17 protein-coding genes are annotated in these 15,129 nt (G+C 62.3%); 12 read left to right on the forward strand and 5 right to left on the reverse strand.

Going from position 1 to position 15,129, the window contains the following annotated elements:
- Positions 1–9 precede the first annotated feature (9 nt).
- On the reverse strand, positions 10–1,305 hold the full coding sequence (locus tag NKH28_RS05585; RefSeq protein WP_352851532.1) for a GGDEF domain-containing protein: 1,296 nt from the start codon (positions 1,303–1,305) through the stop codon (positions 10–12).
- Between the two features lie 345 nt (positions 1,306–1,650).
- Here NKH28_RS05585 and ettA point away from each other — a divergent pair, with 345 nt between their 5' ends.
- The 6 genes from ettA (at position 1,651) to NKH28_RS05615 (ending at position 6,306) form a co-directional block, all read left to right on the forward strand.
- Positions 1,651–3,300: an energy-dependent translational throttle protein EttA gene (gene ettA / locus NKH28_RS05590; RefSeq protein WP_352453385.1), complete on the forward strand. Its 1,650-nt coding sequence runs from the start codon at positions 1,651–1,653 to the stop codon at positions 3,298–3,300.
- A 58-nt stretch (positions 3,301–3,358) separates the two neighbouring features.
- The gene (relB, locus tag NKH28_RS05595) at positions 3,359–3,592 is read left to right on the forward strand and encodes a type II toxin-antitoxin system RelB family antitoxin (protein WP_352471524.1); all 234 of its coding nucleotides are present in this window, start codon (positions 3,359–3,361) and stop codon (positions 3,590–3,592) included.
- A 2-nt stretch (positions 3,593–3,594) separates the two neighbouring features.
- Complete coding sequence (locus NKH28_RS05600) at positions 3,595–3,831, forward strand: type II toxin-antitoxin system RelE family toxin (RefSeq protein ID WP_352978410.1); 237 nt, start codon at positions 3,595–3,597, stop codon at positions 3,829–3,831.
- Positions 3,828–4,619, forward strand: coding sequence for a trans-aconitate 2-methyltransferase (tam, locus tag NKH28_RS05605; RefSeq protein ID WP_352978118.1), 792 nt, complete (start codon positions 3,828–3,830; stop codon positions 4,617–4,619). The genes NKH28_RS05600 and tam overlap by 4 nt, the downstream gene beginning before the upstream one ends.
- Before the next feature lie 108 nt (positions 4,620–4,727).
- A complete protein-coding gene (locus tag NKH28_RS05610; protein ID WP_352978120.1) occupies positions 4,728–5,063 on the forward strand; it encodes a hypothetical protein in 336 nt (111 codons plus the stop codon).
- Positions 5,064–5,184: 121 nt separating this feature from the next.
- Positions 5,185–6,306, forward strand: coding sequence for a beta-ketoacyl-ACP synthase III (locus tag NKH28_RS05615; RefSeq protein ID WP_352978122.1), 1,122 nt, complete (start codon positions 5,185–5,187; stop codon positions 6,304–6,306).
- A gap of 85 nt (positions 6,307–6,391) precedes the next feature.
- Here the strand turns inward: NKH28_RS05615 and NKH28_RS05620 are convergent, their stop codons facing one another.
- Positions 6,392–6,958 (reverse strand): methyltransferase family protein, encoded by a 567-nt coding sequence (locus tag NKH28_RS05620; RefSeq protein ID WP_352471529.1) that lies wholly within the window; start codon positions 6,956–6,958, stop codon positions 6,392–6,394.
- A 207-nt stretch (positions 6,959–7,165) separates the two neighbouring features.
- Between NKH28_RS05620 and NKH28_RS05625 the strand changes: the two genes are divergently transcribed.
- Positions 7,166–7,783 (forward strand): MOSC domain-containing protein, encoded by a 618-nt coding sequence (locus tag NKH28_RS05625; protein ID WP_352978124.1) that lies wholly within the window; start codon positions 7,166–7,168, stop codon positions 7,781–7,783.
- A 293-nt stretch (positions 7,784–8,076) separates the two neighbouring features.
- Here the strand turns inward: NKH28_RS05625 and NKH28_RS05630 are convergent, their stop codons facing one another.
- Positions 8,077–8,388: a DUF2293 domain-containing protein gene (locus NKH28_RS05630; protein WP_352456194.1), complete on the reverse strand. Its 312-nt coding sequence runs from the start codon at positions 8,386–8,388 to the stop codon at positions 8,077–8,079.
- Entirely contained in the window at positions 8,388–8,924 is a 537-nt protein-coding gene (gene tsaA, locus NKH28_RS05635; RefSeq protein WP_352978126.1) for a tRNA (N6-threonylcarbamoyladenosine(37)-N6)-methyltransferase TrmO, read from the reverse strand. Before tsaA ends, NKH28_RS05630 begins: the two co-directional genes overlap by 1 nt.
- A gap of 124 nt (positions 8,925–9,048) precedes the next feature.
- Here tsaA and NKH28_RS05640 point away from each other — a divergent pair, with 124 nt between their 5' ends.
- From NKH28_RS05640 to NKH28_RS05655, 4 genes are all read left to right on the forward strand, one after another.
- Entirely contained in the window at positions 9,049–10,071 is a 1,023-nt protein-coding gene (locus NKH28_RS05640) for an ArsR/SmtB family transcription factor (protein WP_352978128.1), read from the forward strand.
- A complete protein-coding gene (gene metF, locus NKH28_RS05645; RefSeq protein WP_023676795.1) occupies positions 10,071–10,988 on the forward strand; it encodes a methylenetetrahydrofolate reductase [NAD(P)H] in 918 nt (305 codons plus the stop codon). Before NKH28_RS05640 ends, metF begins: the two co-directional genes overlap by 1 nt.
- A 595-nt stretch (positions 10,989–11,583) precedes the next feature.
- Positions 11,584–12,021, forward strand: a complete 438-nt coding sequence (locus NKH28_RS05650; RefSeq protein WP_352501077.1) for an antitoxin Xre/MbcA/ParS toxin-binding domain-containing protein — start codon at positions 11,584–11,586, stop codon at positions 12,019–12,021.
- Positions 12,022–12,711, forward strand: a complete 690-nt coding sequence (locus tag NKH28_RS05655; RefSeq protein ID WP_352471536.1) for an RES family NAD+ phosphorylase — start codon at positions 12,022–12,024, stop codon at positions 12,709–12,711.
- A 36-nt stretch (positions 12,712–12,747) separates the two neighbouring features.
- Here the strand turns inward: NKH28_RS05655 and NKH28_RS05660 are convergent, their stop codons facing one another.
- Positions 12,748–13,665 (reverse strand): DMT family transporter, encoded by a 918-nt coding sequence (locus tag NKH28_RS05660; protein WP_352978130.1) that lies wholly within the window; start codon positions 13,663–13,665, stop codon positions 12,748–12,750.
- Positions 13,666–13,890: 225 nt separating this feature from the next.
- On the opposite strand from NKH28_RS05660, the gene NKH28_RS05665 reads away from it, so the two are divergent.
- Positions 13,891–15,111 (forward strand): alanine racemase, encoded by a 1,221-nt coding sequence (locus tag NKH28_RS05665; RefSeq protein ID WP_352820359.1) that lies wholly within the window; start codon positions 13,891–13,893, stop codon positions 15,109–15,111.
- The last annotated feature ends 18 nt before the right edge of the window (positions 15,112–15,129 follow it).

Below are 15,129 nucleotides of genomic sequence, written 5' to 3' on the forward strand. Positions count from 1 at the left end.
TGGGCAGCGTTACGCGCCGGCGCTGCGCTCCGGCCTGGTCCATGTGTTGCGGGCGTCTGCTTCGTTGCCGCCCGGTTCCCCGACAACGCGATCGCGTCCCGTGGATTTGGCCTTGTAGAGACGCTGGTCGGCCAGCGCAAAGAGATCGGCAAGGCAACGGGTCGTCTCGCTGACCGTCGAGATGCCGGCGCTGACGGTAATGTCGAACCGGCTGGTGCTCGCGGACGTCTTGACCGCTTGCCTGACGGTTTCACCCAGCAGCCTGGCGAGCGGCTGCGGACGCCAGCCGAGGATGGCGAATTCCTCACCGCCGATCCTGAACAATTGATCTTCGGTCCCGACAAGTTCGCCAAGCAAAATCGCCAGGGCTTTCAGCACCTTGTCTCCCTCGGCGTGGCCGAAGCGGTCGTTGATCGATTTGAAGTGGTCGACATCGATGATCAGCAGGCTGAGCGGCCTGGCGGTCCGCAGGCTGGCGGCGACGGCGGCCTCGCCATCGCTGTCGAAGCGCCCCCTGTGCAGGAGGCCGGTGAGGCCGTCGCGACCAACATGCTCGACCAGCGCCTCATAGCGCTCGCGATAGGTCAGCGTGTCGAAAATGTCGGAAAGCCCGCGCGGCGCCGGCACCTGCCGCGCCTCGAACCACCTGATATAGGCGACCAGCATGGTGCTGTAGACCAGGGCCGCTGCCATCTTGGCGAACCAGCCGCCGAAGAACACCGCGACCGGCGCACCGGTGACGAAATGCAGCGCCGTGAAAAAGCCTGCCTGGTCGAAGGTGAGCACGCAGGCGACGGAGACCAGGATGCGGGTGAAAAGCGCCTTGCGCAGGTATTTGCCGAGCTTTTCATAGAGCAGAATGATCAGGATGGCGTCGACGAACAGCAGTGTCGTGCCCCACACCATCAGCCAGCCCATCTCGTCGATAAAGCCGATGTCGGGAAGCTTGCCGTCGGGCAGCAGTGCGATGTCGTGCAGGCGCAGGATCAGCACGAGCCCGACCATCAGGGCATTGCCGAGCAGCAGGCCGTAAATCGGCTGCCGGACAGTTGCCGCGTCCTCCTTGATGTAGAGCAGGAGAAGCATCACCAGCTTGCCGGAAAACAGCACGGCCGAACCCGGCGATACCATGCCGAACGGCAGCGCGACGTAGAAGACGCTGGCGAGATAGGTTTCCAGGAAATGCATGACGCCAAGGGCGCAAACAAAGACGCCGAGGCCGATGCGGCCCCTGAACCGGAAAAGCGTGACCATGATGCCGAAATAGAGAACCGCTTCGGCAAAAAGCAGGAAACTGTTCAACACGGCCCGATCTCTCTCCCCGAAATCGCGGCTGCCAGCGATTTCCCATCCAACATTGTTTGACGCGGAATGATTAACCGGAGCTTTCGCCTGGGCGCCGGCACGAAATGAAGCGGCTAAGCGTTTGCGGCTGCGACCAAATCCGCCTGGAGCGGGTTATCGTTTCACGGAACCGCTGAACCGCTTCATCTTTTTTGTTTTGATGCAATTCCGGACGGAAAACCGTTTCACGGTTTTTCCTGGAATTGCTTTAGGGCCAAAACTGTTTGCCGTTCGCGGCCGCATCGCTTACATAGCCCCCAACTTCCATCCAATCCGACATCAGTCGACTTTTCAGGGAAAGCGCGCGTGGCACGCCAGTTCATCTATCACATGGCCGGCCTCAACAAGGCCTACGGCACCAAGAAGGTGCTCGAGAACATTCATCTGTCCTTCTACCCGGACGCCAAGATCGGCATCCTCGGCCCCAACGGCGCCGGCAAGTCGACGATCCTCAAGATCATGGCCGGCATCGACAAGGAGTGGAGCGGCGAGGCCTGGCTGGCCGAGGGTGCTACCGTCGGTTACCTGGCGCAGGAGCCGGCGCTCGATCCGAACAAGAACGTGTTCGAAAACGTCATGGAAGGCGTCGCCGCCAAGACCGCCATCATCGAGCGCTACAACGAATTGATGATGAACTATTCCGACGAGACGGCGGACGAGTCGGCCAAGCTGCAGGACGAGATGGACCGGCTCAACCTGTGGGATCTCGAACAGCAGGTCGAGATGGCGATGGAGGCACTCGGCTGCCCGCCCAAGGAGGCCGATGTCACCAAGCTGTCGGGCGGCGAACGCCGTCGCGTCGCGCTCTGTCAGTTGCTGCTGCGCCAGCCCGACCTTCTGCTGCTCGACGAGCCGACCAACCATCTCGACGCCGAGACGACGGCGTGGCTGGAAAAGCATCTGCGGGCCTATCCGGGCGCGGTGATGATCATCACCCACGATCGCTACTTCCTCGACAATGTCACCGGCTGGATCCTCGAGCTCGATCGCGGCCGCGGTATCCCCTACGAAGGCAACTACACCAAATATCTCGAAGCCAAGGCCAAGCGGCTCAAGCAGGAAGGCCGCGAGGACGATGCGCGCCAGCGGGCGATCGGCCGCGAGCGCGAGTGGATCCAGTCCAGCCCGAAAGCCCGGCAGACCAAGTCGAAAGCCCGTATCCAGGCCTTCCAGGATCTGCTGGATGCAGCCGACAAGCGGCGTCCGAGCGATACCCAGATTGTCATTCCGCATGGCGAGCGGCTCGGCAATGTGGTGATCGAGGTCGAGGGCCTGTCGAAGGGCTTTGGCGACACGCTTTTGATCGACGATCTCGAATTCAAGCTGCCGCCCGGCGGCATCGTCGGCGTCATCGGCCCGAACGGCGCCGGCAAGACGACGCTGTTCCGCATGATCACCGGCCAGGAAAAGCCCGATGCCGGCACCATCCGCGTCGGCGAGACGGTCAAGCTCGGCTACGTCGACCAGAGCCGCGACGCACTCGACCCGACCAAGACGGTCTGGGAAGAGATCTCGGGCGGCGCCGAAGTGGTCAAGCTCGGCAAGTTCGAAGCCAACACCCGCGCCTATTGCGCGTCGTTCAATTTCCGCGGCGGCGACCAGCAGCAGAAGGTCGGCAACTTGTCCGGCGGCCAACGCAACCGCGTGCATCTGGCCAAGATGCTGAAGACCGGCGGCAATGTGCTGCTGCTCGACGAACCGACCAACGATCTCGATACCGAAACGCTGGCGGCACTCGAAGACGCGCTCGAGAGCTTCGCCGGCTGCGCCGTCATCATCTCGCACGATCGCATGTTCCTCGATCGCCTGGCGACGCACATCCTCGCCTTCGAAGGCGACAGCCATGTCGAATGGTTCGAAGGCAATTTCGAGGACTACGAGCAGGACAAAATCCGCCGGCTTGGGCCTGAGGCGGTCAATCCGCACAGGATGACGTATAAGCGGCTGACTCGGTAACAACGGATTGGTTGCAAGCGCCCCAGGCTGCTCGTAGAATTACCGGAAGGAGATAAACATGCTTAATGTCGAGCTTCCTACCGCGCTGGAAAAACGCCTCGAGATCGTCGCAAGGAAAACTGGCCGGACAAAACATGACGTAGTCGTTGAGGCCATTGTCGAGCAAATTCAGGATCTGGAAGACGGACTAATCGCCCTCGAGCGCCTTAACGATGGTGAAGGTGAATGGCTTTCTCTGGCCGAAGCTAAGGAACGACTGGGATTGGACGCAAGCGACCGCAGTGACGGTTGATCGTGTGGACAATTCGTGTCGAGAAGCGTGCACTGAAGGATATCTCCAGATTGCAAAGGTCCGATCAGCGTCGGATTGTGGACTTCCTGGAAAACAGGCTCGCCTCGCGCGATAATCCACGCGAACTTGGCGAAGCGCTACCAGGACCACTGGCAGGTCTCTGGAAATATCGTGTGGGCTCATTCCGAATTCTGACAAGGATCGATGATAGCGCTGTCGCGATTTGGGTGGTTCGATGAATACAGTCGCGAAGGTGAGACCCGACTGGTCCGCCGCCCTCTACCTGAAGTTCGAGGACGAGCGCACCCGGCCGGCGCGCGATCTCGTTGCGCAGGTGCCGGTGCCGGAACCGCGCCGGGTGGTCGACATTGGCTGCGGGCCGGGCAATTCGACCGAATTGCTGGTCGAGCGCTGGCCGCGGGCGCAGATCAGCGGCTTCGATACCTCGCCCGACATGATCGAGAAGGCCAGGGCGCGCCTGCCCGGTGTCAGCTTTGCCTTGGCGGATGCGGCGGCGTGGCAGCCGACCGAACCGGTCGACGTGATCTTTGCCAATGCGGTGTTTCAATGGCTGCCGGAGCATCCGGCGGTCTTCCAGCGGTTGATGGGATTTTTGGCGCCCGGCGGCGCGCTTGCCGTGCAGATGCCGGACAATATGGCCGAACCTTCGCACCGGCTGATGCGGGAGACCGCGGCCGAGATGCCGTTTGCCGAAAAGCTCGAGCGCGCGGCCCGCGCGCCGCTGCCGCCGGTCGCGTTCTATTACGACCTTTTGTCGCCATTCTCGGATCGGCTCGATATCTGGCACACGATCTACAACCATCCGCTGGCCGATGCCGAGGCGATCGTCGAGTGGGTGAAATCGACGGGGCTGAAGCCGTTCCTCGATCCTCTCGACGAAAACGAGCGGCAGCTTTTCCTGAAGCGCTACGCGGCCGGGATCAGCGAAGCCTATCCGAAAACGACAAGCGGCAAGGTGTTGCTGCGCTTTCCCCGTCTCTTCATCGTGGCGCGGCGTTCCGCTTAGAAACGCTTAGCTACACCCAAAAACAGCTAGCAGCGGATGCTTGACCGGCTTTCGCCGTCATGCGCATCTCGCTGGGGCACGGCCCTTTATGGGCCATGGGGGTGGATGATGACACTGAAAAAGATGGGTTTCGGCGGCAGCATTTGTGCGGCCGCTGTGCTTGCCTTGTCTCTATCGGCGGAGGCCAAGCGAGCGCGCTGCTTCACCAGCGACGACGGCTATTTCTCGTGCAGCTATCGGGCGCTGGACGATGTGGGGAGCTTTCGCATCTCGGCGCCGGGTTATCCGACCTACGTCCTGGAAATCGACGGACCGGGTTTTGCCTATGGCTATGTCAATCTCGGCCGCCGCAACGTGCCGCTGCCCGGGCAATTCGTGCGCAGCCGCGATGACGGCGCCTGCTGGAACAACCCGCAGACCAATACCAAGCTCTGCGCCTGGTAAAGACCCGTCCCAGGGACTTGATTTAAGCCGGCATAAACTGGCTAGGTGCAAAAGAGGTTGCGCCGAGCTTTTTGCGGCGTCGACATGAAGCCGCAACGCCTGCGCACGGGACGAACTGGAAATGCATCGCGTCATCATCAGCGGCATCGGCGTTGAAATCCCCGAAGCTTCGATCACCAACGAGGAGCTCGTCGCCAGCTTCAACGCCTGGGTGGACATGGAGAACGTCCGCCGCGAGGTGTCGGGCGAGCCGCTAGTACAGAAATCGGACAGTGCCTTCATCGTCCATGCCTCGGGCGTCCAGACCCGCCATGTCATCGAACGGGAAGGCATCCTCGATCCGACCCGCATGGCGCCGCGTTTCGCGGCGCGGCCCGACGATGCACTGTCGCTGGAGGCCGAGTTCGGCATCGCTTCGGCCCGCAAGGCGCTCGATCATGCCGGGCTGAAGCCTGGCGACATCGACCTGGTGATCTGCTCGGCCTCGCACCATCAGCGGCCCTATCCGGCGATCGCCATCGAAATGCAGCAGGCGCTGGGGACGAAAGGCGCCGGCTTCGATATGGGGCTTGGCTGCTCTTCGGCAGCGGCGGCGTTGCACATCGCCGTCAATCTGGTGCGGGCAGGGGCGCATAAACGCGTGCTGGTGACGACGCCGGAGATCATCACCGGGCATCTCAATTTTCGCGACCGGCAGACGCATTTCATCTTCGGCGACGCTTCCGTGTCGATGATCGTCGAAGGGCTCGCCCAGGGCGAGAAGCGGCCGGGCCGCTTCGAGGTGCTGGATACGCGCGCCTGGACGCAGATGTCGAACAGCATCCGCACCAATCTCGGTTACTATACCCGCGCCACCCAGGACGATCCGTACGTGATCGATCTGGAAGGCAATCTGATCAAGCAGATCGGCAACAAGGTGTTCAAGGAAGTCACCGTTGCCGGCCACAAATTCATCGTCGAGTTCCTGGCCGAGCACGGGCTGACGCCGCAAGCGATCCGGCGCTTCTGGCTGCATCAGGCCAATGCGCGGATGAACGCCATGATCCTGAAACTGTCGTTCGGCCATGACGTCGACCACGACCGCGCGCCGATGGTGCTGGAGCGCCTCGGCAACACCGCCGCCGCCGGCGCCATCATCGCCCTGTCGGAGAACCATGCCGACATGAAGGCCGGCGACTACGGCCTGCTCTGCGCCTTCGGCGCCGGCTACTCGATCGGCGGCGCGCTATTGCGCATGCTTTAGATTTTTTGTTTTACGCATGTCGTTGTCCCAAAACCACTGCACACCCTCGGTTCAAGCCCGAGGGCATGCTTTTGGGCGACATGCATTAGCCCGGCGCGAACGGCACCAGCATCGGAACGCGCCTGGCATAGTCGTCGTAAGCGCTACCCAGTTCACCGCGCAGAAAACGCTCCTCCAGCCTTGCCTTCATGACGATGCCGACGGTGATGAGGATGGCGCCGGCAACGCCCCAGACAGTGCCTTTCGCCGCCATGGTGGCGAGGATCGCCAGAAGCAGGCCGGTATAGATCGGGTGGCGCACCAGCCGGTAAGGGCCGGTGTCGACGACGCGATGCGCGGCCTTGGCGGTGACCGTGGCCGACCACAGGCGGCCAAGATGCAGCCGCGCCCACCAGGCAAATGCCAGACCGGCGGCAATCAGCGCCACGCAGATCCACGCTTCGGCAAGGTTCGGCGTCCAAAGCCTCAGCGGGCCGGCATAACCGTGCGCCGGGATGAAGAGCAGGATCGTGCCGAGCACCATGACGGCGCGGGATGGAAGCTCCACCCCGAAGCCGGCGCGTTTTTCGGCCCGGTCGGCCCAGAAGGCTGCCGCGGCCCATGAAACCACCCAGAGCAGCCAGAGCTGTGCGATTGCCGATGCGGGATGCATGATGAACCTCCGCGGGCTTGACCTGATCGATATTATCAACCGATGCAGCGCGGCAGCAATGCGGCACGCTTTTGCATGAGGCTGGTTCAACCATGACGCTGGTGGTGCCGACCCGTATCAGCCGTCTTGATTGGAGCATCAACGCTTTCGACTGGACCCTATGAATCGACTTCGGCTAACTGCATCCGGCAGCTAGGAGTGAAACCAATGCCGGATATGTTTCCCGAAGCCGAAACTCCGGTCGAGATCGTCCCGTCGCGAAAACTCGCCGCCAGGGTGGCGGCGCTCTATCTCGCATCATTCGATCGTTTTGAGACACGAGCGGTGGATACGCTGCAACTCGGTTTCGACGGCATCGACGGCGATTTCCATGCCGGCACGACGCGGCGCTCCGGCGGGCGGGAACCCTGGTATCCGCGCGGCACCGAGATGCGCAACGAACGGCAATTGTCGATCGTGGCTGCGGACGAACTGGCAATCGTCGCCGAACGGATGGGCATCGCCGAGATCAAGCCGGAATGGATCGGCGCCAATCTCCTGATCGACGGCCTGCCGCGCCTCTCCATGCTGCCGTCCGGCACGCTGCTGTTCTTCAAAGGCGGCGCGACCGTCAAGATCGACGCGCAGAACGGGCCTTGCCGGATCGCCGGGCGATCGGTCGCCGAAAATGCCGGGATGGCCGACCATGAGGCCGGCGCGCTGCTGTTCCCGAAGGCGGCGAAGCGGTTGCGCGGGCTCGTCGCCTGGGTCGAGAAGCCCGGCACGATCGCGGCCGGCGAGGAGATTTCGGTGCGCGTGCCGGAGCAGTGGATTTACCGGGCCTAGTCCAGGCAAGGCGACCTCTAGTCACGGCGTATTTTGTTCTTGCTTTGTGCCGGCAGCTATGCTACTAATTTGGGTATGGTGCCAATTGGGCTCCAACGACCCGCCCACCGAGGCGGGTTTTTATTTCAGGCTTTGAAAGTTCCGATGTTGCCGACCTGAGGTCGGCGGGACAGCGCCCCCCTCTGTCCTGCCGGACATCTCCCCCACTTGGGGGGAGATTGGCCGTCACCTCTCGATTTCGCTAATCACAGCAGTGAAGAGCGCAGAACTCGACGCGTGTGCCTGCCATCGCTCTACGCCTCATCCTCATCGTCGAGCAGACGGGTGGCGCGCCAGCGGGTGAGCACATTGTTGGTCTGCTCGATGACGAAGAAGCGCGCGGAATCGCGGTCATAGCCTTCGGCCAGCAGCTTTTCGTAGTCGGTGTGGGCGTGGCGAATATGCGCTATCGTCGCCAGCCACACGGCAATGCTCGGCGGCAAGGTCTTCATGTGCACGGCGCCGGCATCGGCACGGATCTTTTCCATGTCGGCATAGGGCGCCAGCGGCAGCAGCGCTGTCAGTGCCTTGGCGATGGCGCGGCGGCGGCCGGTCGGCGCGCTCATCACTCCACCGGCCCTGGCTCGTCCCGCCCGGACATGGTCGCCTCGGCGAAGGCATCGGTCGAGGCGAAATAGGGCTTGATGTCGATGACCGGCGTGCCGTCGAGCACGTCGATGGCATCGAGATCGACGCGGCCGGTGTCGATGTCGACGGCAACCAGCCTGGCGACATGCAGCCCAATTGGGTTCGGGCGGGCAGGGGAGCGCAGCGAAAAGACGCCTTTCGGCTCTGTGGCATGGCGGGGTTTCTGGACAATCAGTTGCCGCGGCGCATGGTGCAGCCAGGACAGGACGATCACGTGGCTGGCGCGTTCCAGCCCAAGCAGGCCATCCCGATAAAGCGGGTCGATGACCAAGTGCGCCGGCTGTTCCGTCTCCCGCGCCGCCTTCATGTTTTTGGGGCAAGCCTCCCGCGTGATCCAAGGCGAAGCGATGCGGCCGATGAAGACGACATGGCCATCCGGCGGCATCGTTGCCGGGTCGGTTTCCAGGAGCTTTTCGCCGCTGCGCGTCTCGAACATGGTTCTCGCCCCGATCATGCGTCCGTTTTTGCGCGATCCGCCACGCATGCGTCATTTTCTTGTCCGGAAGCGACATAGCGCTTGCAAGCCTATCCAAACCGACATAAACATATGTTTATATCTTTTCAAAGAGAATGCTCGCATGCATGTCGCTCTCGACACGATGGTAGATACATTGAAGGCGGCGGCGGAATCCAGCCGGCTGCGCATATTGGCGCTGCTGTCGCGCGGCGATCTGACCGTTTCAGATATGACAGAAATCCTCGGCCAGTCGCAGCCGCGCGTCTCGCGCCATTTGAAATTGCTGCTGGAGGCCGGGCTGATCGGCCGCTACCAGGAGGGCTCGTGGGCGTTCTTCCGGCTTTCGGATTCCGACACGTCGCGCGATTTTGTGCTCAGGCTGGTCTCCGGCATCCGCGGCGCCGATCCGCAGGTCGAGCGTGATCTCGAACGGCTGGCCGCAGTCAAGCGCAAGCGGCAGGACCGGGCTGCCGAATATTTCTCGGTAAACGCCGCAAGCTGGGACCATATCCGCTCGCTGCATGTGCCGGATCGCGCGGTCGAAGCAGCCCTCATCAAGCTCGTCGGCAAGCGGCCGTTCCAGTCGATGCTCGATCTCGGCACCGGCACCGGACGGCTGCTCGAGATCTTTTCGCCGCTCTATCGGCGCGGTGTCGGCATCGACATGTCGCGCGAAATGCTGACGGTGGCGCGCGCCAATCTCGACAAGGCCGGCGTTTCGAATGCGCAGGTGCGCCAGGGTGACATTTTCGCGCCGCCGGTCGAACGCGACGCCTTCGATCTCGTTACCATCCATCAGGTGCTGCACTATCTCGACGATCCCGCCCGCGCCATCCGCGAGGCGGCGCGTCTGCTGCGCCCGGCCGGCCGGCTGGTGATCGTCGATTTCGCGCCGCACGCGCTGGAGTTCTTGCGCGACGAGCACGCGCATATGCGTCTCGGCTTTTCCGACCGGCAGATTGGCGACTGGTTTTCCGAGGCCGGCCTCGACCTCGAGGACAGCCAGGAATTCGAGCCGCGCGGCGGCAACGAGGCCAAGCTCACCGTCAAACTCTGGCTCGGCCGCGATCGGCGCATGCTGATTGCCGAGCCTTCCAACGACAGACAACCGGCCAATGCGTATCCGATAGGGGAAACCGCCTGATGAACCAGTTCCGCTTCTCCCGCCGCCCCGACATCGGCGACAAGGTCAGGGTTTCGTTCGAGTTCTTTCCGCCGAAAAACGATGAGATGGAAGCAAGGCTGTGGGACACGGTCACCCGGCTTGAGCCGCTTAAGCCGAAATTCGTCTCGGTCACCTATGGCGCCGGTGGTTCGACCCGCGAGCGGACGGCCCGCACCGTCAAGCGCATCCTCAATGAAACGACGCTGACGCCGGCGGCGCACATGACTTGCGTCGATGCGGCGCGTCACGAGGTCGATGCGGTGATCCGGGAGTTCGCCGATATGGGCGTCAAGCGTTTCGTCGCCCTGCGCGGCGATCCGGCCGAGGGCGTCGGCGCGGCCTACCGGCCGCATCCGGAAGGCTATGCCAATGGCGCCGAACTGGTTGATGCGCTGAAGGGCGCCGGCGATTTCGACATATCGGTCTCGGCCTATCCGGAAAAGCATCCGGAAAGCCCGGATTTCGCCACCGACTTCGATATGCTGAAGCGCAAGGCCGACAACGGAGCGACGCGGGCGATCACCCAGTTCTTCTTCGACAACGATCTCTATGAGCGCTATGTCGAGCGGGCACGGCGGGCCGGCATCTACATACCCATCGTGCCGGGCATATTGCCGGTGCACAATTTCACCCAGGTCGCCAACTTCTCGGCGCGGTGCGGCGCCTTGGTGCCAGCATGGCTGGCCGAGCGTTTCGATGGGCTGCAGAACGATCCGCAAACGCATGCGCTGGTGGCATCTGCCGTGGCCGCCGAGCAGGTGCTGGACCTTGTCGAGCGCGGCGTCGGCGATTTCCACTTCTACACGATGAACCGAGCCGATCTGGTCTTCGCCATCTGCCACATGATCGGCATCAGGTCGCACGAAGTCGAGGCGGCGGGATCAGCCGCGGCGTAAGGCGGCAAGCTCCTTTTTGAAATGTCAAAGATCGGGGGAATGCAAAAGGCCGGGCAAAATGCCCGGCCTTTTCAAATGGTTTGGAGTATTCGGTGCTGGTCTTCCCCCGCTCAGCGGCCTTATGGAAGGACGCCCATAATGAGGGCGCCGATGAATGCAAACGCAGCACAAATCATCAATGCGTTGATCGGCCTCGTCAGTCCCATGTCATAGCCTCCTCTTAAAGAGCTATGGCGAGAGTCTAGGGTCATTTGTGCCACAGGCAAGCAGAAACTTTGCTGCAATGCGACGAGATTGTGGAATTTGCGACCTGCCGTTTGCCGTTAGGCATTGAAACTCTTTGTCAAAAGCCGGCCCGGGACCTGTGAATAATTTGTGGCAAAGCCGTGGCAGCAGCGAGAATGGCAGCGCTACCGCGGCGGAAAATCGGAATCGATTTTTCGGACCGACTGAAGATTCGACGCATCCTTTGCGCATCCAACCGGGTGCTGCACGCTATACGAATGCGGTGGCAACCAGCAGCGTTGTGAGATAGCCAGGACTTGAATTTTCTGCCAATTGGCAGTATATTGTCTGCCAAGTGATGGAGGCCGGAATGAGTGTCGGTTATGCGGTTCGCGATCCTGCAAATCAGGCTTTGCCGGCAAATCTGGCGGATGCCTCGGCACGGGCGCGGCTCACGCCAGCGGCTGTTGCTGGCATCGTCAGGCTCGCAGACATCTGGCATCTGACCAGCACCGAGATCTGTACCTTGATCGGCGACGTGTCGGAGAGAACCTGGTTCCGCATGAAGAAAGGCGAGTGGGAGGGCGTTCTCTCCCAGGATTCGCTGACACGCATCAGCGCCCTGATCGGCATCTTCAAGGGACTGCGGCTTCTGTTCTCCGAAGCGCTTGCCGATGAATGGGTGCGGTTGCCGAACAAAGGGCCGCTTTATGGTGGCCGGCGCCCCCTGGACGTGATGATCGAGGGCGGCATTCCGAAGCTGCTGCAGGTTCGCCAACATATCGACGCTTTGCGCGGTGGACTTTGAATGCAGATCCCGCCGCGCGCTGACATTTCCCAGCGCGACACGATCCGGCTCATTTCGACAGGCAGGCTCAAGGAACCGGTCCTGATGCCGTTGGCCAGGAATCATGGAGATTTGGAGGACCTTGCGGAGCTCGAAGGGGCCACCAGCGGCCGTCTTCAGGCGCAGCAAGGGGGATTGCCCGACCTCGATCCGCGCGAACTGGTTTTCGGGAGGCCGGGCTACACCTTCATCAATGCGGCTTTCGCTTACACCCGTCCGGGCGGCAATCGTTTCAACGATGATGCCAGGGGCGTCTGGTACTGTGGGTTCGATGCGGAAACCGCGCTCGGCGAGGTCTCTTTTCATCTGACGCGCGAGCTTGCCGCAATCGAACGGTTTGAAAACGTCACCGACTACGCGGAGCTCGTTGCCGACTTCATAGGCTCGTTTCACGATCTGCGCGGTGCTGAGTTCAGCAAGGACCCGGTGCTCGATCCGGATACTGCCTTAGCCTATCCTGCCGGTCAGGCGCTGGCGAAGCAACTCCGCAAGCAAGACGCCGCGACCGGTCTTGTGTATCCTTCCGTGAGACATGTCGGCGGGACCTGCCTTGCCGCCTTCCTTCCCGATCTCGTTCAGAATCTCAGGCAAGGCGGTATCTGGCGTCTGGAATGGCAGGGTTCATCTGTTCCCGCGATCACGCCCATATAGCGCACGATCGGGAGCGACAACTTCGCTGCGCCATCTCTAACGCCGCCCGAACAGGCGACCGTCGATGGTGACGAGGCCGAGGGCGATCAGCGCCATGCCGCCGAGTTCGAACAGTTCGAGCCGCTCGCCCAGGAACAGGAAACCGAGCAGGATGGCACTGGCCGGCACGATCAGCGTGACCAGCGAGGCGTTGGTGGCGCCGGCCGAGGCGACGAGATTGAAATAGAGGATGTAGGCGAAGGCCGTCGACAGCAGCGCCAGTGCCAGCACCGCCGCCCAGACCGGCGGCGAGGCCGAAAACAGATTGGCGGCATCATAGGTGAACAGAACGACCGGGATCATAATGATGGTCGAGCAGGTCAATTGGCCGGTGGCAATGACCGGTGACGGCACACCCTTGAAGCGGCGGGCGATCATCAGCGCAACCGCATAGGATAGCGATGCTCCGATGAGCGCGAATTTCGCCCAGACCGGACCGCCGAGCCCGGCGACAAGGCCGGGACCGATCATCACCGCAGTTCCCACGATACCGATGCCGATGCCGGCAAGCTTGTTCCACGACAGCTTCTCGTCGCTGGTCAGGGCGTTGGCGAGGATCAGCGTCCAGAACGGCGTCGTCGAATTGAGCACCGAGGCGACACCGGCGCCAAGCTCGGTCTGGCCGGCAAAGATCAGCGAGAAAGGGATGACATTGTTGGCGAGCGCCAGCAGGAAGAACAGGCCGGCATGCGGCAAGGCGAGGCGAAACGACGGGCCACGGACCGCAAGATAGAGCTGCAACGCGATCGCAGCTATGGTGACGCGGAACAGCACCAGCACCAGCGGCGGAAGTTCCGCTACCGCAATACGGGCAAAGAAGAACGAGCCGCCCCAGATGGCGCCGAGCAGCAGAAGCTGCGCCCAGTCCTTGAGCACCATCGGACCGCGCATCGTGGTGGTGGCAGCTATCGCCATTGGTCGTCCTCCCAGACGAGATGCCTTGCTCTTCAGGCGTCTGTTCACGCCATACCCGATCCGGCCGCAAGGGCCACCCGAAACCTGAGCGATGGCCTAGCTCGCTCATAACCGGCGTGCAGCACCGGCGTAGCGCCGCGAAGCCAGGGCGGCGAGACATAGAATTGTTTTCATTAGCCGCTAGCTTGGATTAATTGTGCGCAGCCTCAGTCAAGGGATTCGTCCATGCAGCGATTCGAAAATGCCCGCGAGGCAGCGCTGGCGCTTCGCCCGGACGATCCGATCTATTGCTTCCGCCCGCAGGTGCTGAAGGCGGACGCCAAACAGTTCATGGGCATGTTTCCCGGCAAGACCGCCTATGCGGTCAAGACCAATGGCGAGCAGATCGTGCTCAACGCCCTGGTCGAGGCCGGCGTCGGTGCCTTCGATGTGGCCTCGCCCGGCGAATTCGCCGCCGTGCGCGCCGTCTCGCCGGACGCCGAGATGCTCTACATGCACCCGGTCAAGGCGCAGTCGGACATCAGGCTGGCGCTGGAAAAATACGCCATCCGCGTCATTTCGCTCGACCATGAGGACGAGATCACCAAGCTGACCAGGGTGGTGCGAGCGCTCGACATCGATCCGGGCGCCATCACCGTGTTCGTGCGCATCCAGACGAAAGGCTCGGCGGCCTACGAACTGTCGAAGAAGTTCGGCGCCGGACCGGCCAATGCGGTCGAACTCGCCGAACGGCTGAACCGGACGGGCTACAAGGTCGGGCTGTGCTTTCACGTCGGCAGCCAGATCGAGGATCCCGACACCTATGAGCGGGCGCTGGCCTCCGCCGACTGGGTGCGCAACCGCGTCGGCTTCGACGTTGCCGGGCTCGATGTCGGCGGCGGGTTTCCCGCCGAATACGGTCATGATCCGAACAGCCGCAAGCCGGAAATGCCGTCGCTCGGCCAGATCATGTCGCGGCTGTCGGGCGACCTCCAGGAGTACCAGTTCGACCAGATGCCGCTGGTGGCCGAGCCCGGCCGGGTGATCGTGGCGCGCTGCCTGTCGCTGATCGTGCGCGTGCTGCTGCGCAAGGGCAAAAGGCTCTACATCAATGACGGCATCTGGGCGTCGCTGTCGGATTCATGGACCGGCAAGATCACGCTGCCGGCGCGCTTCATCCCCGATCCGGCGATCCGCTCGCGCAATGGCGAGGACAAGACCATCGTGCCGTTCAAGGTCTGCGGCGCGACCTGCGATTCCGTCGATATATTGTCGCGGCCGTTCTGGCTGCCCGAGACAGTCGATACCGGCGACTGGATCGAGATCGGCCATATCGGCGCCTATTCGCTGTCGCTCAGAACACGGTTCAACGGCTTCTATCCCGACACCTTCGTCGAGGTGGCGACGCCGTTCGACGAAGGCGATGCGCCGCAGGGGTTCGCCAGCCTGGAGACGATGGCGGATTAGTGGATGGTGGAATAGTGA

Origin of the sequence: Mesorhizobium sp. M1227, assembly GCF_040318315.1 — a bacterium.
GTDB lineage: Bacteria > Pseudomonadota > Alphaproteobacteria > Rhizobiales > Rhizobiaceae > Mesorhizobium.

What these genes read in the sequence shown, in the direction of transcription:
- metF (WP_023676795.1), top strand. Translation starts at nt 10,071, where the DNA reads ATGAACCAGTTCCGCTTCTCCCGCCGCCCCGACATCGGCGACAAGGTC.
- NKH28_RS05630 (WP_352456194.1), bottom strand. Translation starts at nt 8,388, where the DNA reads ATGAGCGCGCCGACCGGCCGCCGCCGCGCCATCGCCAAGGCACTGACA.
- NKH28_RS05640 (WP_352978128.1), top strand. Translation starts at nt 9,049, where the DNA reads ATGCATGTCGCTCTCGACACGATGGTAGATACATTGAAGGCGGCGGCG.
- NKH28_RS05620 (WP_352471529.1), bottom strand. Translation starts at nt 6,958, where the DNA reads ATGCATCCCGCATCGGCAATCGCACAGCTCTGGCTGCTCTGGGTGGTT.
- NKH28_RS05655 (WP_352471536.1), top strand. Translation starts at nt 12,022, where the DNA reads ATGCAGATCCCGCCGCGCGCTGACATTTCCCAGCGCGACACGATCCGG.
- tsaA (WP_352978126.1), bottom strand. Translation starts at nt 8,924, where the DNA reads ATGATCGGGGCGAGAACCATGTTCGAGACGCGCAGCGGCGAAAAGCTC.
- NKH28_RS05665 (WP_352820359.1), top strand. Translation starts at nt 13,891, where the DNA reads ATGCAGCGATTCGAAAATGCCCGCGAGGCAGCGCTGGCGCTTCGCCCG.
- tam (WP_352978118.1), top strand. Translation starts at nt 3,828, where the DNA reads ATGAATACAGTCGCGAAGGTGAGACCCGACTGGTCCGCCGCCCTCTAC.
- NKH28_RS05650 (WP_352501077.1), top strand. Translation starts at nt 11,584, where the DNA reads ATGAGTGTCGGTTATGCGGTTCGCGATCCTGCAAATCAGGCTTTGCCG.
- NKH28_RS05615 (WP_352978122.1), top strand. Translation starts at nt 5,185, where the DNA reads ATGCATCGCGTCATCATCAGCGGCATCGGCGTTGAAATCCCCGAAGCT.
- NKH28_RS05660 (WP_352978130.1), bottom strand. Translation starts at nt 13,665, where the DNA reads ATGGCGATAGCTGCCACCACCACGATGCGCGGTCCGATGGTGCTCAAG.
- relB (WP_352471524.1), top strand. Translation starts at nt 3,359, where the DNA reads ATGCTTAATGTCGAGCTTCCTACCGCGCTGGAAAAACGCCTCGAGATC.
- NKH28_RS05610 (WP_352978120.1), top strand. Translation starts at nt 4,728, where the DNA reads ATGACACTGAAAAAGATGGGTTTCGGCGGCAGCATTTGTGCGGCCGCT.
- NKH28_RS05625 (WP_352978124.1), top strand. Translation starts at nt 7,166, where the DNA reads ATGCCGGATATGTTTCCCGAAGCCGAAACTCCGGTCGAGATCGTCCCG.